General features: G+C 66.9%; 19 protein-coding genes. 7 read left to right on the forward strand and 12 right to left on the reverse strand.

All coding sequences use genetic code 11. The features are described from left to right. Positions 1–20: 20 nt before the first annotated feature. The 4 genes from dnaG to rpsU all read right to left on the reverse strand — a co-directional run bounded on the left by dnaG (position 21) and on the right by rpsU (position 3641). The gene (gene dnaG / locus AC5P9P_RS09570; RefSeq protein WP_033833640.1) at positions 21–1760 is read right to left on the reverse strand and encodes a DNA primase; all 1740 of its coding nucleotides are present in this window, start codon (positions 1758–1760) and stop codon (positions 21–23) included. Between the two features lie 61 nt (positions 1761–1821). Next, positions 1822–2742: a YihY/virulence factor BrkB family protein gene (locus AC5P9P_RS09575; protein ID WP_049402636.1), complete on the reverse strand. Its 921-nt coding sequence runs from the start codon at positions 2740–2742 to the stop codon at positions 1822–1824. Between the two features lie 105 nt (positions 2743–2847). Further along, on the reverse strand, positions 2848–3291 hold the full coding sequence (locus AC5P9P_RS09580) for a GatB/YqeY domain-containing protein (RefSeq protein ID WP_005412032.1): 444 nt from the start codon (positions 3289–3291) through the stop codon (positions 2848–2850). A gap of 134 nt (positions 3292–3425) precedes the next feature. Then, complete coding sequence (gene rpsU, locus AC5P9P_RS09585) at positions 3426–3641, reverse strand: 30S ribosomal protein S21 (RefSeq protein WP_002808376.1); 216 nt, start codon at positions 3639–3641, stop codon at positions 3426–3428. Between the two features lie 166 nt (positions 3642–3807). On the opposite strand from rpsU, the gene tsaD reads away from it, so the two are divergent. Continuing rightward, a complete protein-coding gene (tsaD, locus tag AC5P9P_RS09590; protein WP_032966370.1) occupies positions 3808–4833 on the forward strand; it encodes a tRNA (adenosine(37)-N6)-threonylcarbamoyltransferase complex transferase subunit TsaD in 1026 nt (341 codons plus the stop codon). Positions 4834–4866: 33 nt separating this feature from the next. On the opposite strand, the gene AC5P9P_RS09595 is transcribed toward tsaD, so the two are convergent. After that, positions 4867–5520 (reverse strand): hypothetical protein, encoded by a 654-nt coding sequence (locus AC5P9P_RS09595; RefSeq protein ID WP_495232713.1) that lies wholly within the window; start codon positions 5518–5520, stop codon positions 4867–4869. Between the two features lie 354 nt (positions 5521–5874). Between AC5P9P_RS09595 and folB the strand changes: the two genes are divergently transcribed. From folB to AC5P9P_RS09615, 4 genes are all read left to right on the forward strand, one after another. After that, the gene (gene folB / locus AC5P9P_RS09600; protein WP_005407807.1) at positions 5875–6228 is read left to right on the forward strand and encodes a dihydroneopterin aldolase; all 354 of its coding nucleotides are present in this window, start codon (positions 5875–5877) and stop codon (positions 6226–6228) included. Positions 6229–6319: 91 nt separating this feature from the next. After that, complete coding sequence (locus AC5P9P_RS09605) at positions 6320–7591, forward strand: mechanosensitive ion channel family protein (protein ID WP_495232714.1); 1272 nt, start codon at positions 6320–6322, stop codon at positions 7589–7591. 128 nt (positions 7592–7719) lie between these two features. Continuing rightward, the gene (locus tag AC5P9P_RS09610) at positions 7720–9894 is read left to right on the forward strand and encodes a glycoside hydrolase family 3 N-terminal domain-containing protein (protein ID WP_322535312.1); all 2175 of its coding nucleotides are present in this window, start codon (positions 7720–7722) and stop codon (positions 9892–9894) included. Between the two features lie 130 nt (positions 9895–10024). Continuing rightward, positions 10025–10570, forward strand: a complete 546-nt coding sequence (locus AC5P9P_RS09615; RefSeq protein ID WP_049433369.1) for a hypothetical protein — start codon at positions 10025–10027, stop codon at positions 10568–10570. Positions 10571–10634: 64 nt separating this feature from the next. Here AC5P9P_RS09615 and AC5P9P_RS09620 read toward each other — a convergent pair whose 3' ends face one another. Continuing rightward, positions 10635–11804 carry a PQQ-dependent sugar dehydrogenase gene (locus AC5P9P_RS09620; protein ID WP_495232715.1) on the reverse strand — a complete coding sequence of 390 codons (1170 nt, stop codon included), beginning with the start codon at positions 11802–11804 and terminating at the stop codon, positions 10635–10637. Positions 11805–11972: 168 nt separating this feature from the next. Between AC5P9P_RS09620 and yiaA the strand changes: the two genes are divergently transcribed. Continuing rightward, entirely contained in the window at positions 11973–12425 is a 453-nt protein-coding gene (gene yiaA / locus AC5P9P_RS09625; RefSeq protein ID WP_033833646.1) for an inner membrane protein YiaA, read from the forward strand. 87 nt (positions 12426–12512) lie between these two features. Here yiaA and AC5P9P_RS09630 read toward each other — a convergent pair whose 3' ends face one another. From AC5P9P_RS09630 to AC5P9P_RS09655, 6 genes are all read right to left on the reverse strand, one after another. Then, the gene (locus AC5P9P_RS09630) at positions 12513–12836 is read right to left on the reverse strand and encodes a hypothetical protein (protein ID WP_033833647.1); all 324 of its coding nucleotides are present in this window, start codon (positions 12834–12836) and stop codon (positions 12513–12515) included. 110 nt (positions 12837–12946) lie between these two features. After that, positions 12947–14248, reverse strand: coding sequence for an APC family permease (locus tag AC5P9P_RS09635; RefSeq protein WP_005407814.1), 1302 nt, complete (start codon positions 14246–14248; stop codon positions 12947–12949). Further along, a complete protein-coding gene (locus AC5P9P_RS09640; RefSeq protein WP_049448553.1) occupies positions 14245–15006 on the reverse strand; it encodes a L,D-transpeptidase family protein in 762 nt (253 codons plus the stop codon). Before AC5P9P_RS09640 ends, AC5P9P_RS09635 begins: the two co-directional genes overlap by 4 nt. Positions 15007–15021: 15 nt before the next feature. Further along, complete coding sequence (locus tag AC5P9P_RS09645; RefSeq protein WP_049459316.1) at positions 15022–15870, reverse strand: MurR/RpiR family transcriptional regulator; 849 nt, start codon at positions 15868–15870, stop codon at positions 15022–15024. A 562-nt stretch (positions 15871–16432) separates the two neighbouring features. After that, the gene (locus tag AC5P9P_RS09650) at positions 16433–17527 is read right to left on the reverse strand and encodes a dipeptide epimerase (protein ID WP_033833650.1); all 1095 of its coding nucleotides are present in this window, start codon (positions 17525–17527) and stop codon (positions 16433–16435) included. Then, entirely contained in the window at positions 17528–18964 is a 1437-nt protein-coding gene (locus tag AC5P9P_RS09655) for a C40 family peptidase (RefSeq protein WP_495232716.1), read from the reverse strand. Between the two features lie 132 nt (positions 18965–19096). Between AC5P9P_RS09655 and AC5P9P_RS09660 the strand changes: the two genes are divergently transcribed. Beyond that, on the forward strand, positions 19097–20569 hold the full coding sequence (locus AC5P9P_RS09660) for a transglutaminase-like domain-containing protein (protein ID WP_495232717.1): 1473 nt from the start codon (positions 19097–19099) through the stop codon (positions 20567–20569). Positions 20570–20581: the final 12 nt, after the last annotated feature.

Raw genomic sequence — 20581 nt, forward strand, 5'->3', positions numbered from 1 at the left:
TCCGTGAAAACGTCCTGCCGCTACAAGCGCAGTCCGGCGCGGGCCTTCAACAGCTCGCGCAGTTCGTATTTGTCAGTATCGTCGAGGCCCTGCTGGCGCTGCTTTGCCAACAACTCCTCCAGACGTTGCACCAGCAGCTGTTTCTCCAGCTGGGCCACTGCGTCGTGCAGTTCCTGGGTCCAGCTGGCTTCGGTGCCGGGCAGCGTCTGTGCGGCCAATGTATGCAGCGAGGCCTGTTCCTCGCGGCCGTCGAAATGTTCCAGCAGGGCGCCGGTGCTGATGTCCGGGCGCTGTTCGACCAGCCCCAGCAGCTCCAGCAGCAGTTCCACACCCGGCAGGCGAAGGCCCTGGAAGTGATGCTTGCCGCCCAGGGTCAGCGCCAGCGACGGCTGCTGCAGCAGCACGGCGATCGCGCCGCGCACCAGGCTGCGCCTGGCCACTGGCTGGATCGTGCGCGAAGGCTGGCGTTGCGGCATCGGCGTGCGTGCAGCCTGGGCGTTGCCGCCGAGCCCGGTCAGCTGCGCCAGCTGCTGCTTCATCAGGTCGCCGAAGGCACCGTCGGGAATCTGCGCCAGCATCGGCTTTGCGCGTTCGGCCAGGCGCGCCTTGCCGTCCAGCGTGCCCAGGTTGATCTCGCGGGTCAGTTCATCGAAGAAGAACTGCGACAGCGGCGTGGCCTGCTTCAGGCGCTCGTTGAAGGCCTCGGCGCCTTCCTTGCGCACGATGGTGTCGGGGTCCTCGCCATCGGGCAGGAACAGGAAGAAGGCCTGGCGGCCGTCCTTCATGCGCGGCAGCACCGACTCCAGCGCCTTCCAGCCGGCGCGTCGGCCGGCGGCGTCGCCGTCGAAGCAGAAGAACACGTCCGGCGCGTTGCGGAACAGCAGCTCGGCATGGTCCGGCGTGGTTGCGGTACCCAGTGTTGCCACCGCCTGGGTGACACCGAACTGGAACAGCGAGACCACGTCCATGTAGCCCTCGACCACGATCAGCCGCTCGATCTTCTGGTTGGCCTGGCGCACCTGCCACAGGCCGTACAGTTCGCGGCCCTTGTGGAACAGCGCGGTTTCGGGCGAGTTGAGGTACTTGGGGCCGTCGTCCTTCTCGAACACGCGGCCACCGAAGGCGATCACCCGGCCACGGCGGTCGAAGATCGGGAACATCACCCGGTCGCGGAACTTGTCGTAGACGTGGCCGCGGTCGTTCTTCGAGAACAGGCCGGCGCGGTCGAGCAGTTTCATGCGCCGCTCGTCCTTGCCCAGTGCATCGCGCAGGCCGCTGTACCCATCCGGGGCGTAGCCGATCTGGAAGCGCGCGCGGTTCTCTTCGTCCACGCCACGCCCATCAAGGTAACTGCGTGCCTTGTCGCTGCCTTCCAGGTTCTTCTGGAAGAACCGGGCAGCGGCATCCAGTGCCGAATACAGCTCGCGACTGTCGTCCTGCTGCTGGGGGCTGCGCGGGTTCTCGTTGCGCGGTACTTCCATGCCCGCGCGCTTGGCCAGCTCATCCACCGCGTCGAGGAACTCGAGGCGGTCGTAGTTCATCAGGAAGCTGATCGCGGTGCCGTGCGCGCCGCAGCCGAAGCAGTGATAGAACTGCTTGGTGGGCGAGACCGTGAACGACGCGGAGCGCTCGTCATGGAACGGGCAGCGCGCGGCGTACTCCTTGCCCTGGCGCTTCAACGGCACGCGGCTGCCCACCACCTCGACGATGTCGGTGCGGGCGAGCAGGTCGTCGATGAAAGCGTCGGGGATACGGGCCATGGGCAACAGGGCAGGGCGCGGTGCAGGACCACGCGACGGAACCGGGGGCGGTCGGCCTAGTTTACCCCCTGTCGGGCACCTGGCTGGCGGTTGCCGGATCAATGCCGGCTGCGGCCAGGTGATGACGCGCGCGCAGGCGCTCATCGATCACCGCCGTCATCAGGGCACCAACGAAGAACACGACGGTGGCGTAGTAGATCCAGACCAGCGAGATCACCAGCGCGCCCATCGAGCCGTAGGCACTGCCGGGGGCCACGGTGGCGATGTAGACGCCGATGCCGTACCGGCCCAGTGCGAACAGTGCCGAGGTGATGACGCCGCCGATGAAGGCCTGGCGCCACGCCACGCGACGGTCGGGCAGGTAGTGGTACATGAAGGCGAAGCCGACTGCGTACAGCAGCAGGCTCGTGACGTACCCCAGCGCGGGCAGGATCGAGGGCAGTTGCGCGAAGGCCACCTGCAGCACCGTGGTGGCGGTCATCGACAGGATCAGCAGGAAGCCCAGCGCCAGCACCACGCCGAACGAGAACACGCGCTTGCGCAGCCAGGCCTTGAGGCCTTCCAGGCGCTCGCCGCTGGTGCGGAAGATCAGGTTCAGTGCGTTCTGCAGCTGGGCGAACACGGCGGTGGCGCCGACGAACAGCAGCAGCGTGCTCCACACACCCGCCAGCGAGCCGACATCCGGCTGGTTGTCGGCGTTCTTCAGAACGGTTTCGGCCACGGTGGCCGCGCTGCTGCCGGCCACCGAGCTGATCTGGTCGATCAGTGCCTGCTGGGCCGGCGGGTACAGCGAGGCGGTCAGCCACAGCAGCAGCACCAGCAACGGTGCCATCGACAGCAGGGCGTAGAAGGAGACGGAAGCTGCCTGGGTCAGCACGTCGACGTCGATGAAGCGCTTGGCCACCGCCATCGGGAAGCTGTCCTGCAGGCGCTTGATGTACTTGCGCAGTGACACGGGAACGTTGGGCTCGGGTTCAACCATGTGTGCGGTTGTAGCAGGCGACCGACGAAGGTGCGGTGAAGCGGGTGCATCAATGGGGTCAGAGCCCTTCCGTGTCGCGGAAGGGATCCGACCGCAAGTGCTGGATTACGCCAGCAGCTGCTTGACCAGCTTGGAAACCAGGCCCATGTCGGCCTGGCCGGCGAGCTTGGGCTTCAGTGCGCCCATCAGCTTGCCCATGTCGGCCGGGCCGGAGGCGCCGGTTTCGGCGATGGCGGCCTGGATGGCGGCCACGATCTCGGCTTCGCCCATCTTGGCCGGCAGGTAGGCTTCGATGACCACGATCTCGGCGCGCTCGATCTCGGCCAGGTCTTCGCGGTTGGCGGCTTCGTACTGGCTGACCGAGTCCTTGCGCTGCTTGACCATCTTGTCGAGCACGGCGATCACGGCGGTGTCGTCCAGTTCGATGCGCTCGTCCACTTCGCGCTGCTTGATGGCGGCATTGATCAGGCGGATCACGCCCAGCTTGTGCTTCTCGCCGGCCTTCATGGCGGCCTTCATGTCTTCGGTGAGCTGCTGCTTCATGCTCATGAGGAACCTCGTGGTGGTAGGTGGGGCGGGCGCGGATGCCCGAACCCGGAAACGCAAAAAGCCGGCGACGCTCGCGCGTGCCGGCTTCGGCTCCATCGCGACAGGCAGGCCCGCCGCAATGAAGATGCGTCCGATCAGTACAGGCGCTGACGCTTGGTGACGTCGCGCGACGAGCGGCGCAGCTGACGCTTCACAGCAGCGGCGGCCTTGCGCTTGCGCTCCTGGGTCGGCTTTTCGTAGAACTCGCGCTTGCGGGTTTCGGCCAGCACACCGGCCTTTTCGCAAGTGCGCTTGAAGCGGCGAAGAGCAAACTCGAAGGGCTCGTTCTCGCGGACTTTGACGCTGGGCATGGAATCTCCGGGACACAGTAGAACCGGGTCACGCCCGGCGAGCCGCACATTATAGCGGCGAATAGACAAACTGCAAGCGGCCAACCCTGAATACGGGCCGGAAGTTCGAAAGCAGTGAGATCTGCACATCCCCCGAGGGGGCGGCAGGGGCGTCATAATAGCAGGCATGCGAGTCCTTGGCATCGAATCTTCCTGTGATGAGACCGGCGTGGCGGTGTATGACACCGGCCTGTCCGGCAGCGCGGCCCTGCGCGCCCATGCGGTCTACAGCCAGATCGCCCTGCACGCCGAATACGGGGGGGTGGTGCCAGAGCTGGCCAGCCGCGACCACGTCCGCAAGCTGCTGCCGCTGGTGCGCCAGACCCTGGCCGAAGCCGGTCTGGGGGTAGGTGATATCGATGGCGTGGCCTATACGGCCGGTCCCGGCCTGGTCGGCGCGCTGCTGGTGGGCGCGGGCGTGGCGCGTTCGCTGGCCTGGGCGCTGGAGGTACCGGCCGTGGGCGTACACCATATGGAAGGCCACCTGCTGGCCCCGCTGATGGAAGACGACCCGCCGGAAGCGCCGTTCGTGGCACTGCTGGTGTCCGGTGGCCATACCCAGCTGGTGGCGGTGGATGCGATCGGCCAGTACCGCCTGCTGGGCGAAACCCTGGATGATGCGGCCGGCGAGGCCTTCGACAAGACCGCCAAGCTGATGGGGCTGCCGTACCCTGGTGGCCCGCAGCTGGCCAGGCTGGCCGAGCAGGGCACGCCGGGCGCGTATCGCTTCGCGCGGCCGATGACCGACCGCCCGGGGCTGGATTTCAGCTTCTCCGGCCTGAAGACCCAGGTCCTGATGGCCTGGCGCGACAGCGACCAGAGCGAGCAGACCCGTGCCGACATCGCCCGGGGCTTTGAAGATGCGGTGGTCGAGACCCTGTCGATCAAGTGCGAGCGCGCGCTGGAAGCGGCGGGCACCAACGTGATCGTGGTGGCCGGCGGCGTCGGCGCCAACAAGCGCCTGCGCGCCCGCCTGCAGCAGATGGCCGAGCGCCTCGGCGGCCGCGCCTGCTTCCCGCGGCCGGCACTGTGCACCGACAACGGCGCGATGATCGCCTTCGCCGGCGCGCTGCGCCTGCAGGCTGGCCAGCACAGCCCGCCGAAGGTGGATGTGACCCCGCGCTGGGACATGGCGACCCTGCCGGCGGTGTGAACCGGTAGCGTCGGGCCACGGCCGGCGGACGCATTACCGATGCACTGCCAACGGCGACGCCGCCAGCACGGTTGTCGCCCGCTCATGGCGCTGCAGCCAGCCCAGCGTGTGTGGGCAGCGGGCATGGATCAGCCGCCCGATCGCGGCCAGGTCGGCGCCGATGTCGCGCTTGAGGATGGGCTCGTGATGGGCGATGCGGTTGCGCAGGTGGCGGATGCGGTCGAGGTCAGCGTGGATGTTCGTGCGGACCACGCTGAGAGCATCCTGTGGCGCGTTCGGCAACGCAATCTTCAAGCCCCGCGCCCAGATGGCTCCCTCAAAGCGCCGCGTGAAAAGCTGCTGCCAGAAAGCGAAACGAAGACTGGCGATGATCTCCGGAGTGTCCATCCGAGGATCTGCCTGTCTATGGATATCCTGCAAGGCCGACAACGCGCCATCTGCTGGCATCCGCTGCAGCAGTGCAGGATGCCAGGGCCAGCGCGGCCCGAAGGTATGCGCCAGCGCCGCGGCCACCGCATTGCGGATTACGATTTCACAGACGTGCAGGGGAGATAGCAGCGCGCCGCACATCTGCATGTTCCATACGTAAAGTGAGGCGGCGTCCAAACAGTGCCGGTATGCAATGCGTTTGTACGTCGCCCACCGTGGGCGTGACAGCGCTGCCTGCAGGATTCGTTGCTCTCTCATCAAATACGGGACCACATGGCGGATCACTAGCCTGCGCTGGTTGCCGCAGGCGTGATATCGGGCAATGCCGCCGTGTCAGGCAGCAAAATTCCTGTATCGCCTTGGGCTTCCTCCAGTATGTCGTGATTGACTCTGGACCGTAGAGGAAATGAACGTCACGATCTGCATCGTGTGCTCCGGGACTCGCGGCTGGATTCCAGCTCCCCCCGGGGACGTTGAGAGGTACCAAAGGGCCCCGCTAGCAGGGCCCTTTGTTTTTTCCGGACCGCCCCACGCCGGTGGCCCGCCGCCCGTTCCGGGCAGGCTCACCGCCGTGCCGGTACCATGGCCGTCTGTATTCGGCTGGTAACCGCAATGGACAAGGTTTTCATCGAGGGGCTGACGATCGACGCCCTGATCGGCATCTACGATTGGGAGCGGCGGATCCGCCAGGACCTGGTGTTCGACCTGGAAATGGGCTTCGACAACCGTCGCCCCGCAGCCACCGATGACATCGCCCACACCCTGAACTACAAGGCGGTGAGCAAGCGCCTGGAACAGTTCGTGCGCGAGTCGGAGTTCGGCCTGGTCGAGACCCTGGCCGAACGTTGCGCGCAGATCGTGCTGGACGAATTCGACGTGAAGTGGCTGCGCCTGAAGCTGAGCAAGCCGGGCGCGGTGCGCGGCGCGCGCGCTGTGGGCGTGATCATCGAACGCACGCGGGACTGACCCGGTCGTGCCGGCCATTGGCCAGCAACCCCGGTAGTGCCGGCCGCTGGCCGGCAACCTTGGCAACAACGAAACAGACAGGAGACAACCGATGGTGGACGCGGTGGTGGCAGTACAGTGGCTGGAACGGCTGCAGAACACACTGGAACCCTATCCTGGCGCCTACCTGGCGTTGATGATCTCGGCGCTGCTGATCGCCGCTGGCCTGGCCAACTGGGTGACCAAGCGCATCCTGCTGCGCGGGCTGCGACGCCTGCTCAGCCGCCTGCCGGGTGCTGATACCGGCCGCGGCAGCCACCTGATGCGGGTGATCTCGCGTCTGTCCAATGTGGTGCCCAGCCAGGTGATCGCCTCGGGCATCCGCATCGTGCCGGACCTGCCGCCGGGGCTGGTGAGCTTCATCATCGGCGCCTGCCAGGCGTGGGCGATCCTGACCGTGGTGCTGGCCATCTCGCATGCGCTGGATGCGGCCAATGATCTCTACGAGCGCCGCCCCGAGGCACGCAACAAGCCGATCAAGGGGTACCTGCAGGTCGCCAAGATCGTCATCTTCGTGATCGCCGGCCTGTCGATCGTTGCCACCCTGGCCGGCGTCGACCTCCGCTATCTGGTCACCGGTCTCGGCGCCGCCACCGCAGTGCTGATGCTGGTCTTCCAGGACACCATCCTGTCGCTGGTGGCCAGCGTACAGATCAGTGGCGATGGTCGTGTGCGCATCGGTGACTGGATCGAGATGCCCAGCCAGAACGCCGATGGCGATGTGATCGACATCGCCCTGCACACCATCACCGTGCAGAACTTCGACAAGACCATCACCACCATCCCCACCAAGAAGCTGGTGACCGAGTCGTTCAAGAACTGGCGCGGCATGCAGGAGGCGGGAGGGCGCCGGATCAAGCGCGCGCTGTACCTGGACCAGCACAGCGTCGGCTTCCTGGATGAGGGCGACCTGGCCTTCCTCGGTGAATTCGCGCTGCTGCGCGACTACCTGCAGGCCAAGGAGCAGGAGCTGGGGCAGTGGAACGGGCGCCTGCGCGAGCAGGGCGTGGCCGAGGTCAACAGCCGCCGGGTGACCAACCTGGGTACCTTCCGGGCCTATGTGGAGCGTTACCTGCGCAGCCACCCGGGCATCCATACCGACATGACCCTGCTGGTACGCCAGCTGCAGCCGACCACCGAAGGCCTGCCGCTGGAGCTGTACTGCTTCACCCGCAGCACCGCCTGGGGCGAGTACGAGGCGGTGCAGTCGGACATCTTCGACCACCTGCTGGCGATCCTGCCGGCCTTCGGCCTGCGGGTGTTCCAGGCCTCCAGCGACGCCATGTTGATGGCCGGGCAGCGCCAGCTGGCCGGCTCGGAGTAAGCTGCGGTGCCCCCGGCGGGGCCATACGGACCCCGCTGGTGGCTGAAACTGAATGAACAAACCCCTCGCCAAATCGCCCGGGATCGCTAGAATGCCGGGCTTGTAAACGTTTTCATCAAGGACTGCCGGTGGCCTCCGATCGCATCGAATCCCTCATTGCCCAGATGACCGTCGAGGAAAAGGTCGGCCAGCTGGGTGTCTTCGCGGACATGGTCCGCCCGTTCGCCCCGGACGTGAACCCGGAAGCCAACGTGCGCAATGCCGACCAGGTGCTGCAGCAGGTGCGCGAGGGCAAGGTCGGCTCGCTGTTCAATGGTGTGGGCGCCGAACTGGGCCGCCGGATCCAGCAGGTCGCCACCGAAGAGAGCCGCCTGGGCATCCCGGTGATCCTGGCGGCCGACGTCATCCACGGCATGCGCACCGTGTTCCCGATTCCGCTGGGCGAGGCCGCCAGCTTCGAGCCGGCGCTGGCCGAGCGCACCGCGCGCGCCACCGCCATCGAGGCCACCGCTGCCGGCCTGCACTGGACCTATGCCCCGGCCGTGGACATCGCCCGCGACCAGCGCTGGGGCCGTGGCGCCGAAGGTGCCGGTGAGGACGTGGTGCTGGGCTGTGCCTTTGCCGCCGCCCGCGTGCGCGGCTTCCAGGGCGGCGACCTGCGCGCCGCCGATTCGCTGCTGGCCACGCCGAAGCACTTCGCCGCCTATGGCGCGGTGATGGCCGGCATGGAATACAACATGGTGGACATCTCGCCGCAGACCCTGCGCGACGTGCACCTGCCACCGTTCAAGGCCGCCTTCGACGCCGGCGCGATCACCGTGATGTCCTCGTTCAACGACATCAACGGCGTGCCGGCCAGTGCCAACGCCGAACTGCTGACCGACATCCTGCGCGGTGAATGGAAGTTCCCGGGCGTGGTGATCTCCGACTACACCGCCGATATGGAACTGGTCGCGCACGGCTATGCCGCCGACGACCGCGATGCCACCGCCAAGGCGTTCACCGCCGGCCTGGACCTGAGCATGCAGAGCGGCTTCTACGCCGAGCACCTGCCGGGCCTGGTCGAGAGCGGCGAGGTGCCGATGGCGGTGCTGGATGAGGGCGTGCGCCGCATCCTGTGGCTGAAGGAAACCATCGGCCTGTTCGACGACCCGTACCGTTCGCTGGACCCGGCGCGCGAAGCCGATACCTCGTACCTCGCCGCGCATGACGAACTGTCGCGCGATGCCGCGCGCCGTTCGATCGTGCTGCTGAACAACCGCGACAACGTGCTGCCGTTGCAGAAGACCGGGCAGAAGATCGCGCTGATCGGTCCGTTCGTGCAGGACCGCGAGAACATTGAAGGCTGCTGGACCCTGTTCGGCGACAAGCAGCGTTACGTGGACCTGGAAACCGGCGTGCGCGCCGCCATCGGCGATGAAGCGCTGCTGGAGATCGTGCCGGGCTGCGAACTGGAAACTGCCATTCCGGGCGGCACCGAAGCAGCGGTGGCTGCCGCGCTGCGCGCCGACGTGGTGGTGCTGGCGCTGGGCGAACCGCAGCGCTACAGCGGTGAAGCGCAGTCGCGCGTGGAGATCACCCTGCCGCCGGCACAGCAGGCACTGGCCGAGGCGGTGGCGATGACCGGCAAGCCGCTGGTGGTGCTGCTGCGCAACGGCCGCGCGCTGGCACTGCAGGGCGCGGTGCGCAATGCGCAGGCCGTGGCGGTGACCTGGTACCTGGGCACGCAGACCGGCCATGCCGTGGCTGATGTGCTGTTCGGCGACTACAGCCCGTCCGGCCGCCTGCCGGTCAGCTTCCCGCAGGTGTCCGGCCAGCAGCCGTACTTCTACAACCACCCGCGCACCGGCCGCCCGGAACTGCCGACCATGTCGGAGTTCAAGGCTCGCTGGCGCGAGATTCCGAACGAGCCGCTGTACCCGTTCGGCCACGGCATCGGTTACACCACCTTCGCCTACGGCGTGCCGCAGCTGAGTGCCGCGCAGCTCGGCTGGGACGACACCCTCACCATCACCACCACCCTGACCAACAGCGGCGACGTGGCCGGCGAGGAAGTGGTGCAGCTGTACATCCACGACCGCGTGGCCAGCCGCGTGCGTCCGGTGCGTGAACTGAAGGACTTCCGCAAGGTGGCACTGCAGCCAGGCGAGTCGACCGACGTGGTGTTCACCCTCACCCGCGAGCAGCTGGCCTTCACCGGCCGCGACGGCGTGCTGCGTGCCGAGCCGGGCCACTTCGACCTGTGGGTCTGCGCGTCCTCGGCGGCCGGCGAAGCCGTGCAGTTCGAGCTGCTGAAGGCCTGATCGAAGAAAAAGGGGACGGAGGGGATTAAGTCGTTTGTGCCACTAACGACTTAATCCCCTCCGTCCCCTTTTTGTTGTCCTCACCGCGGCGGCGCTACCATCGGGCTCCCTGTTTCGATGGAGTGCGCGCATGCGCCGGATGGCTTGTCTGATTCCCGCCCTGGTGCTGGCCGCCTGCTCGCAGCCGGCGGCACCGCCGGCCGAGCCTGCGGCGGATGCACCGCCGCCGATGGAGGCCAGCGCCCCGGCAACGCCTGCGGCATCTGCCACTGAACCCGCTGCTTCGGCACCGGCCGCGCCCGCAGCGGAAGCGCCCGCCGAAGACGCACGCGCGCGCATCGAAACGCTGCTTGGCGATGCGGCGCAGTTCGAGAAGGTCTTCAATGCGTTCAAGGCCGCCGTGGTTGGCGGCGATCGCGCTGCGGTGGTCGAGGAAGTGCGCTTTCCATTGAACGTCGGTGGCGGAAAGAAGATCACCGGCCCCGGTGAGTTCCAGCGCAACTACGAGAAGATCATCACCCCGGCGGTGGTCAAGGCGGTGTCCGAGCAGGATTTCGGCAAGGTGTTCGTCAACCAGCAGGGCGTGATGATCGGCAGCGGCCAGGTGTGGTTGAACGGGCAGTGCCTGGACCAGGCCTGCACGAAGACCGAGGTGAAGGTCATCACCATCCAATGAACGCAGGCGGCCCCGCGTGCGGGGCCGTTGCGGACAAACGTGCCGGCCAGCGACCGGCACTACCTCAGGTGCTCGGGGTGAGCTTCAGCAGGCGCGCCTTGCTGCCGTCTTCCAGCAGCCACAGGGCGCCATCCGGGCCCTGTTCCACTTCGCGGATGCGCTCGCCCATGTTGAAGCGTTCGGCTTCGCGCGCGCTGTCGCCGTCGAAGGCCACGCGCACCAGCGAGGTGGAGGACAGGCCGCCGATGAAGCCGCTGCCCTTCCACTGCGGGAACAGGTTGCCGCTGTAGATCACGAAGCCGGCCGGCGAGATCACTGGCGTCCAGGTCACCTTCGGCGCGGCGAATTCCGGGCGCGTGTCGTGGTCGGGAATCGTCCGGCCGTCGTAATGGTCACCATTGGAAACGATCGGGTAGCCGTAGTTGGCGCCGCGCACGATCAGGTTCAGTTCGTCACCGCCGGCCGGGCCCATCTCGTGTGCCCACAGCTTGCCGTTGGCATCGAAGGCCATGCCGAGGATGTTGCGGTGGCCCAGTGACCACACCTGCGCGGCCACGCCGCCCTGCGAGGCGAACGGGTTGTCGGCGGGCAGGCTGCCATCATCGTTGAGGCGGATGATCTTGCCGAGGTTGCCGCCCATGTCCTGCGCCGGATCGAACTTCTGGCGCTCGCTGGAGCTGATCCACAGCTTGCCGTCCGGGCCGAAAGCAAGGCGATGGCCGTAGTGACCTTCACCACTCACCTTCGGGCTCTGTCGCCAGATCACCTTCAGGTCCTTCAGCTGGCCGGCACCGTTGGCGTCCAGCGCCAGCGTGGCACGGGCCACGGCGGCGCCGCGGGTGTCCAGCGTGCCTTCCTCGGCATAGCTGAGGTAGATCACGTGGTTGCTCGCGAATTGCGGGTGCAGGATCACGTCACCGAAGCCGCCCTGGCCGCCGTAAGCGACCTTCGGAACGCCGGTAATCTCGTGCTTCTGGCCGCTGGCCAGGTCCAGGTGCTGCAGCTTGCCGCGCTTTTCGGTGACCAGCAGGCTGCCGTCCGGCAGGAAGGTCATCGCCCACGGCTGGTCGAAGCGGCTGATTTCGGTGGCGGTGAACGGGCGCTGGTCGGCAGTGGTGGAGGCTGCGGGCGCTGCGGTCTGGGCGCCGTTGGCGGCCGGGTCGGCGGCATTGCAGGCGGAGGTGGCAAGGATCGGCACCAGGCCGAGGGCGAGCAGCAGGGGCGTGCGGGTCATGGGTATCTCCAGTGCGGGGATGCGGATGGCCGGGCTGTCCCTTGTATACCACTGGCGCCGTGAGCGTCGTGGCCCGAAGGTCCTGCGACCCCTGTGCGAGCGCGGCGGGATCGTCTAGGGTGGGCACGCCCGGGCAAAGCGTGCCCGTCTGCCTGCCAAGGATCTGCAATGAACACTGCCATGCCCCACAAGCCCTCCACCGCCTTCATCGCCGCCTCATGGGTGGCCCTGCTGCTGGGTGCGGCGGCCTACCTGATCGGTCTGTTCAACGCCACGATGGCGCTCAACGAAAAGGGCTACTACCTGACCCTGCTGCTGTTCGGCCTGTTCGCGGCGGTGTCGCTGCAGAAGAGCGTGCGTGACCGCGTCGAGGGCATTCCGGTGAGTGGCCTGTACTACGCGCTGTGCTGGTTCGCACTGCTGTCGGCGTTGATGCTGCTGCTGGTTGGCCTGTGGAATGCCACGCTGGCACCGAGCGAGAAGGGCTTCTACGGCATGGCGTATGCACTGTCGCTGTTCGGCGCGGTGGCGGTGCAGAAGAACACCCGCGACCTGATCGCCGCCGGTGGCGGTGAGAGCAAGCGCAGCGCGGCCGTGCCGCCGCTGCCGGAACAGGAGTGAATGTGTAGAGCCGGGCCAATGCTCGGCTGTCCTGCGGCGTTTGTGGAGTCGAGCCGAGCGTAGGCTCGGCCCGACAAAAGCATGGCGTTATCGCTTCAACCGCGGATCCGCCAACTGCGCATCCTCCCAGCCACGGCGCACGGCACCGCGCGCCTGCGCCCATTCCAGCCGGCTGCGGCCACGCTCGCTGGCCCAGCGCGACTCCAGTTCAGCTTCGACCTGTTCGTAGGCGCGGATCATGTCCTGCGCACGCGCGGCGTGGCCGATGCGGTAGGCCGGTTCATAATCCTCGAAGAACAGCTGGTCGTCGTAATACGGCTCGGCCGTGTAGCGCTCACGCCAGTAGTTGCTGACCGCATCACGCGGCGTGCTGTCGTCCGGTACGCGGCCGGGGATCTGGTACTCGGTCATGGAAGGCTCCGTTGTGGACGAAGCCTGATCCTGCCTGTGTGGCGGTTAACGGCCCGGTCCGGCAGCGTGATCACCAGATCAATCCGCCGGGCATGGCCCGGCGCTATTGGTCATCCGGCGTCGGCATCTTTTCGCGGCAGCTTGTAGATCACCGCGCCGATGGCGAACGCCACCAGCGCAGCAGCGATGTTCTGCCAGCTGGCACTGGCGAACAGCGCCAGGCACAGCAGCAGCGCCAGTACCGGAATCAGCGGGCCACCCGGCAGTTTCAGTGCACCCGGCCGGTCCGCATAGCGCTTGGCCAGCACCAGTACCGCAGCGGCCGTTCCGATGTAGGCGAACAGGCGCGTGGTCATCGACAGCAGGGCCAGCTGCACGAACGAACCGGACAGGGCCAGGCCGAGTGCGATCAAACCCTGGCACAGGATCGATGCGGCCGGGGTGTGGAAGCGCGGATGCACCTGCGCCAGGATCTTCGGCCCATAGCCATCGCGGGCCAGTGCGAACAGGAAGCGTGGGCCCATCATCATCGTGTTGCTGTTGGTGCCGAGGATGGAGATGGTCGCGCCTACGGTGAGGATCAGCGCCAGTGCTTCGCCGCCGAAGCCGGCAGCGGCATCGGCCAGCGGCGTGGCCGAGCTGGCCAGGCCGGCCAGCGTGCCCTGTGCCACCACCTGCACCGCGCCGTAGATGACGGTGACGGTGATGATCATGGTGATCAGCGCGAACGGAATATCGCGACGCGGATTACGGTACTCGCCGGCGGCGGCCGGGATGTTCTCGAAGCCGGCGTAGGCGTACAGCAGCAGCAACGCGGCCTCGCCCATGCGCTGCAGGTCGTGCGGGTCGGGGCGCTGGCCGGAGAAGGCCAGCTGCGGGTCGATATAGAACGCACCGATGGCCACGAACAGCAGCAGCGGCAACATCTTGCCGATCACCAGCACCACGCCGGTGCGCGCGGCCGAGCGCACGCCGATGATGTTGACGCCGGTGAGGAAGCCCAGCGACACCACGATCACCGCGATGCGCCCCATGCCGGCACCGGCCCACGGCCAGAAACGCGCGACCGCATCGGCCAGCGCGTTGCTGAGTGCGGCCGCCGAGCTGATGCGGGTCAGCCAGATCATCCAGCCGATCTCGAACCCGGCGAAGCGCCCGAACGCCTCGCGTGCATACAGGTAGCTGCCACCGGGCTCGTCGAAATAGCTGGCGGCCTGCGCGTAGCACAGCACCAGCAGGGCGACCACGATGCCGGCAGCGACCACGCCCCACAGGCTGAAGGGGCCAAGCAGGGCGACGGTGGCGGCCGGCAGCAGGTAGATGCCGCTGCCGATCACATCGTTGATCGACAGGCCGACGATCTGCCAGCGGCTGACCGCGCGCTGCAGCTGCGGTTCGTCCTGCGCGCTCAACGGGCGTCTCCGCGCAGTGCGGGCAGTTGCCACTGGGCCTGCAGGCGCGTGTACTCGGCGCGCGGCAGCAGCACGAAGCGCGGCGCATCCTGCGGCCGCAACCAGTCCAGCAGGGCCTGCATGCGGGCCTGCGGCATGGCGGTGCAGCCGGCCGTGGCCTCACCGGGTTGGCGCCACAGATGGGCGAAGATGCAGCTGCCCTTGCCGGGCTGGTTGTCCGGGTTGTGGGCGATCACGAAGCCCTCCTGGTAACGCACGTCGCCCTTGTTGTGCAGATCCAGCCGCATCGGCTCGGTGGAGCCTTCCACAGCTGCCTTGCCGACCTTCTTCGCGTCGACGATGCGGTTATAGAACGGCGACGCCGGCACATCCATGCAGTAGCTGCTGTCGAGCATCGGCTGGTAGGGCATGGCGGTGCCGGGGCGGGTGACGGCATAGCCGAACGCGCTGCCGAGCGCGAACACGCCTGCCGGGCTGCGGCCATCGCCTTCCTGCTTCTGCGGGCCATCGGCCTGCGCCGGGTGCAGGCCCAGGCCCCAGGCGCTGCCGGTGCGGCCCAGTGCCACCGGGAACGCCTCTCCATGTGCATGCCAGCCCTTGCCATCACGCACATAGGCCTGCAGCTGGCCCTGTGTGCTGTCCCAGCTTTCGCTGGTGACCACGATCAGCTGGCGCGCACCCTGCAGCGGCGCAGCGTGGACGGATGCCGCCGCGGCAAGCAGCAGTGCAGCGGTAGCGAGACGGACCAGCGATTTCATCAACAGGTGCTCCGGTCAGGAATCCAGCAGGTGGTCGATCCGCTCCAGGTTCACCGCCAGCTGCTGCTGGCGGTCCGGATTGGTGTGGCAGAGCAGCACGAACAGGAAATCGAGCAGGGCGTGCATGGCGCTACGGTACAGCAGCTGCGCGACCTGCGGCGTGCGCTCGTGCGCACACACCACCAGCGCTGCGTCAGCATGCGCGCGCAGCGGGTTGGCGGTATGGCGGGTGATGGAAATCACCTTGCCACCCATGTCCTGGAACTGGCGCGACAGCTGCGAAAGCTGAGGCAGGTTGCCGAATTCGGAGAACACCAGCAGCGCATCACCGGGGCGCGCGGCCGACAGGTTGGCCAGCATCAGGATCGGGTCGGTATGCGGCACCACCAGCAGGCCGAGCAGCGACAGCCGCATGGCGAACTCGCGCGCGAACAGGCCGTCGTCGCCCAGGCCGTACACGAACAGCTTCGGCGCGCCGTCGAGCAGCTGCACGATGCGCTCGATCTCCTCGCGTGGGTTGGCCTGGCGGGTTTCCTCTTCGGCCTGCGCCTTGCTGCGGCGCAGGGTGTCGCCCAGGCGCAGGTAGTCGTCGCCGCTGTCGGGTTCGCTGGGGGCCTGCTGCGGATCGGCGCCAGCACGGGCGACATCCTGGCCGATGGAGTACTTCAGGTCCGGGTAGCCCTTGAAGCCAAGCTTCTGGCTGAACTTCACCACGCTGGACTGGCTGATGCCGAGCGCACTGGCCAGTTGCTGGGACGAGTAGTCGCGCAGCAGGTGGGCGTTGTCGAGGATGAAGTCGGCGATGCGGCGCTCGATGGCCGACATCTGCCCGCGCTCGGAACGGATCTTCAGCAGGGGCGGCATGCGGGATGTCCGGGCATGTGTAGGCGCGTTGCGGTTGGCAGCGTAGAGCGTTTCATGGAGTGGGTCGGGCGGGTGGGGTTTGCGGGGGACGCCGTGAATCCGTCCATGGAGGCTTGGCCGCCGCATCCATGCGGCGGACACCCCCGCAAGCCCCACCCGCCCGACCCCAAACAGATCGCGCGCGTGCCAGCCGCGAGGGGGATACGGGGTAGGGCAAGAGCAAGAGCAAGAGCAAGAGCAAGAGCAAGAGCAAGAGCAAGAGCAAGAGCATCCACGCATGGCGTGGATCTACCCGGAGCTGCTGTTGAGTCCGCCTTCAAGCGAGCCGAGCACCGCAGGTCCGGCGAGGGCGAAGAGGCGCGGGTGTCTGAGCGCAGCGAGTTCCGCGCCGTCCCTCGGTGGACCGAGGAGCGCAGGGCACCGACGTGCGAAGCACGTCGGCTCGCGGCCGGCGGAGCGTTTCTTTTGGTTACTTTTCTTTTCGCGAAAAGAAAAGTAACGCCCGACCAGGCGTCAGTCACCCATGGTCCCTGTAGAGTCGAGCCATGCTCGACTGATCGGTTCAACCCAGCATCTCCAGCCCACGCACCTCAGTAATGCCCAGCCCCGGCACGTCGCTGATGCTGATCTCCGATTCGTTGAAATGCACGCCGCCGCTGACCGGGTCGAACTGGCCCAGCGAGGGACCGTCGAGGTCAACCTTGGTGATCACATCACTCTTGGCCACGGCCAGGTGCACGGCGGCGGCCACGCTGATGCTCGACTCGATCATGCAGCCGATCATGCACGGCACGCCGTAGATGCCGGCGATGTCGGCGATGCGGATCGCATTCGACAGGCCGCCGGTCTTCATCAGCTTGATGTTGATGATGTCGGCCGCGCGCTGCTGGATCAGGTCCATCACCTGGCTCGGGCTGAACACGCTCTCGTCGGCCATCACCGGCGTGTTGACGCGATCGGTGACGTACTTCAGGCCGCTGATGTCAGCCGCCTTCACCGGTTGCTCCAGCAGCTCCAGCACCACGCCGGCCTCTTCCAGCGTACGCATCGCATGCACCGCCTGCTTAGCGGTCCAGCCCTGGTTGGCATCCAGTCGCAGCAGGGCACGGCCTTCCACGGCGGCATGGATCGCCTTGACCCGTTCGATGTCCAGTCCGATGTCCTTGCCGACCTTGATCTTCAGCGACTCGAAGCCGCGTTCGATCGCCGACAGCGAATCGGCCACCATCTTGTCGATGTAGTCCACGCTGATGGTGATGTCGGTGGTGATCACCGGGTCGCCACCACCGAGCATCTGGTACAGCGGCGCACCGTGCAGCTGCGCCCACAGGTCGTACAGCGCGATCTCCACCGCTGCCTTGGCGCTGGTGTTGCGCTCCATCGCGGTCTGCACCAGCGTGCACAGATGGTTGAGGTTGACCACGTCCTGGCCGATCAGGCGCGGGGCGATGAAGTGGCGGATCGCTTCGATGATCGAGCCGTGCGTATCGCCGGTGATCACCGCGGTGGCCGGGGCTTCACCGTAACCGGTGTTGGCGGTGTCGGTGCGGATCAGTACGACCACGTCTTCCACGGTTTCCACCGTGCGCAGGGCAGTCTTGAACGGCGTCTTCAGCGGCACGCGCAGCATGCCCAGTTCGATGGCAGTGATCTTCATTCAGGGGGTCTTGGCCCGCAGGCGCTGGATGTTGGTGATGCGGTCGATGTAGCGGACGGTATCGCTGGCCATCATCGGCTCCAGCGGCGTGACCGAAACACCATTGAGATGGGCCTGCACACGTCTGCCGTCGGCACCGAACCAGCTGCCGCCCGCCGTATCGTGGATCACCCAGGTGCGGCCGTCGACGTGGCCAATGGCCATCATCACGTGGCCGGGGATGTAGACCAGGTCGCCGACCTGTAGTTCGCTGACCGCACGGTCGCGCGCGGCCTTGCCGACCTTGTCGGTGAACGGCAGGCGATCCAGTGCCGGGCTGACCGCCTGTGCACTGGTGTTGCGTGGCAGCAGCACGCCGAAGCTGCGGTAGATCTCGGAGACGAACCCGCTGCAGTCACGGGTGTCGTAGTCATGGCCCCAGCCGTAGCGTTCGCCCAGGAACTTGAAGGCCTGCTGCAGCAGCAGGCGCGGGGTCAGTGGCAGGTAGTCGGCGGCGGTGTCCTGCGAGCGCGGCAGCAGCGCCGGTACGAGCTTCAGACGCCCATCGGCCTCGCGCACCGGCAGCTGCACCACCCACGAGGCATGCGCCTGCTGGCCGTTCACGGGTTCTGAAGCGGGCCAGTCGGCCAGCACCGGCAGGCGTACGCCCATGTCCAACTGCAGGCGCGATACGCGCGGTTCCTCCGGGGTGTAGGCGGTCTGCGCGGTGGCGCCGGTGACAATGCGGTACGGGCCCTTCGTGCCATAGCCGAGCACCGTGGCCTTGTCGCCGCTGGCGATGGCGTCGGCTTCGATCCACGCGCTGTAGCGCTCGCTGTGCACGAACAGCCAGCGGCCGTCGGCACTGCGGTGAACCACCGCGACCTTGTCGCCGGGGAACAGCGCCGATTCCTGGAAGCGGTCGATGTCGGTGTCACCGGTGGTGCTGAAGACGCGCTCGCGGGTGGGGAGGGTACGCAGTGCCGCGCGCTTCACCACCAGCCCATAGGCCGGTGCCACCTGGGCAGGAATCGCATCGAGGCCGAGGTTGGCTTCGATGCCGCTGCGCAGCGCGGGGGCGATGGCCTGGCCCGTCTCGTTGAACAGTGCACGCGTGGGCCAGCTGGACAGCGCGCTGATGCTGGCACGCACCGTCGCCGCATCAAGCTGGGCGGGCAGTGTGGCGATGTCCTGGATATGGCTGTCCTGCGCCCGCATCCGCGCGTTCTGCGCCTCGATCTGCGCGCGATCCAGAATCGGCGCATCAGCGTTGTCCAGGCGCGCGGCCCAGTACTGCGGGGTGAGGTAGGCCTCGTGCAGGCCGATCACATAGGGCAGCGGCGCACCCGGGTCGGGCGGTGGTGCCGCCTGTGCAAAGGCTGGTGCGGCCAGCAGGCACAGGGCCAGGGTCAACCGGCGCGGCCAACGCCGGTGCGGTTCGCGGGAAGCCAGGCTCATGCGGTGCACACCCTCCTCGAATGCCTGTTGGAATATTTATTCCTTTTGGCATCGAAAGCAAGAATAAATTATTGACCGGCATCCCGGCCCGTGTTACACAGCCGTTACCACCCGCGCTGGGGAAGTGTCGCTGTGGATCCTGCCGTTCGCAAACCGCGTCTGCCTGCTGCTGCCGGCCTGTGTGCCGCGCTGCTGCTGTGGGCGTCGGCCACGCAGGCGGCAGACGGGCGCAGCAGCCAGCAGCGTGCGCGCGAAACGCAGGTGATCGACCTGATCGACAGCGGCCGCTTCAGCGACGCCGATGCGCTGTTGGCGACCGGGAGCGATGCTGCCGAAGGCACGTTTCAGCGTGAGCGCATGCGCCGCATCCGCTTGGATTTTTCCCTCGATGAATCCGCCGCCAAGTCTGCCGTGCGTCGCTGGATTCCGGACCTGACCGACGAGGAATTCGCGCGCTGGGACCAGCTCGGCCTGATCGAGCATCTGGATATCGATGGCACGCGTTGGTATTTCAAGCGCGCACCGTCGAACCTGTTCCTGCTCAGTGACGAAGCACGCGCACGCCGCCGCGCGGATGCACCGATGTCACCGCCGGGCCAGAACGAAGTGCTCAACGCGCACCACGCGCGCGTGCTTGCCGCAGCCGAACAGAGTGGCCAGGCGTCCGTACTGCCGCAGCGCATTGAGTTCACCCAGTCGCTCACGGTGAAAGCCGATGCCGTCCCGGCGGGTGAAACCGTACGCGCCTGGATTCCATACCCGCGCGAGATCCCGGGCCAGCAGGAACAGGTGCAGTGGCTGGGCAGCGCCCCGGGCAAGGCACGGGTGGCACCGGCCAGTACCCTGCAGCGCACCGCCTACCTGGAAGCCAAAGCCGTAGCCGGCAAGCCGACCCGGTTCGAGATACGCTATGCGGTAACGGTCTTCGCGCGACACACCGCGATCGATCCCGCGAAGGTGCTGGCCACCCCGAATGATCCCGCATTGAAGCCCTATCTGGCCGAGCAGCTGCCGCATGTGCGCTTCACCCCGGCGCTGAAGCTGTTCTCCGACCAGGTGCTGCAGGGCGAGACGCGCCCCTATGAAGTGGTGCGCAAGCTGTTTGCCGCCGTGGACCGCATTCCATGGGCCGGTGCGCGCGAATACTCGACGCTCAGCAACATCAGCGATCATGCGCTGCGCGCCGGCCATGCGGATTGCGGCCAGCAGACCCTGCTGCTTATCGCGCTGCTGCGCATGAACGGCATTCCTGCACGCTGGCAGTCGGGCATGGTGTTCTCCGACGATGGCAGCGGCTACAACAACCTGCATGACTGGGGACAGGTCTACCTGGCGCCATACGGCTGGCTGCCGATGGACGTGACCACCGGCGCGCTTGCCAGCGATGTGCCGGCACTGCGCGATTTCTATCTGGGTGGCCTCGACGGCTACCGCATTGCTTTCAACGACGATTTCGGCCAGCCCTTGGTGCCGGCCAAGCAGCACTTCCGCTCGGAAACGGTCGACTCGCAGCGCGGCGAGGCCGAGTGGGCAGGCGGCAACCTGTACTTCGACCAATGGACCTACGACTTCCAGTGGCGGGTACTGCCAGCCAGGCAACGCTAGCGCGACACATCG

Source organism: Stenotrophomonas sp. YJH_SMC_14-1 (genome assembly GCF_059372275.1).

Coding starts and splice junctions, on each gene's coding strand:
- AC5P9P_RS09615 (WP_049433369.1), top strand. CDS start 10,025: ATGCGCCGGATGGCTTGTCTGATTCCCGCCCTGGTGCTGGCCGCCTGC.
- AC5P9P_RS09620 (WP_495232715.1), bottom strand. CDS start 11,804: ATGACCCGCACGCCCCTGCTGCTCGCCCTCGGCCTGGTGCCGATCCTT.
- AC5P9P_RS09655 (WP_495232716.1), bottom strand. CDS start 18,964: ATGAGCCTGGCTTCCCGCGAACCGCACCGGCGTTGGCCGCGCCGGTTG.
- tsaD (WP_032966370.1), top strand. CDS start 3,808: ATGCGAGTCCTTGGCATCGAATCTTCCTGTGATGAGACCGGCGTGGCG.
- dnaG (WP_033833640.1), bottom strand. CDS start 1,760: ATGGCCCGTATCCCCGACGCTTTCATCGACGACCTGCTCGCCCGCACC.
- AC5P9P_RS09640 (WP_049448553.1), bottom strand. CDS start 15,006: ATGAAATCGCTGGTCCGTCTCGCTACCGCTGCACTGCTGCTTGCCGCG.
- AC5P9P_RS09580 (WP_005412032.1), bottom strand. CDS start 3,291: ATGAGCATGAAGCAGCAGCTCACCGAAGACATGAAGGCCGCCATGAAG.
- AC5P9P_RS09595 (WP_495232713.1), bottom strand. CDS start 5,520: ATGAGAGAGCAACGAATCCTGCAGGCAGCGCTGTCACGCCCACGGTGG.
- folB (WP_005407807.1), top strand. CDS start 5,875: ATGGACAAGGTTTTCATCGAGGGGCTGACGATCGACGCCCTGATCGGC.
- AC5P9P_RS09575 (WP_049402636.1), bottom strand. CDS start 2,742: ATGGTTGAACCCGAGCCCAACGTTCCCGTGTCACTGCGCAAGTACATC.
- yiaA (WP_033833646.1), top strand. CDS start 11,973: ATGAACACTGCCATGCCCCACAAGCCCTCCACCGCCTTCATCGCCGCC.
- rpsU (WP_002808376.1), bottom strand. CDS start 3,641: ATGCCCAGCGTCAAAGTCCGCGAGAACGAGCCCTTCGAGTTTGCTCTT.
- AC5P9P_RS09605 (WP_495232714.1), top strand. CDS start 6,320: ATGGTGGACGCGGTGGTGGCAGTACAGTGGCTGGAACGGCTGCAGAAC.
- AC5P9P_RS09645 (WP_049459316.1), bottom strand. CDS start 15,870: ATGCCGCCCCTGCTGAAGATCCGTTCCGAGCGCGGGCAGATGTCGGCC.
- AC5P9P_RS09650 (WP_033833650.1), bottom strand. CDS start 17,527: ATGAAGATCACTGCCATCGAACTGGGCATGCTGCGCGTGCCGCTGAAG.
- AC5P9P_RS09630 (WP_033833647.1), bottom strand. CDS start 12,836: ATGACCGAGTACCAGATCCCCGGCCGCGTACCGGACGACAGCACGCCG.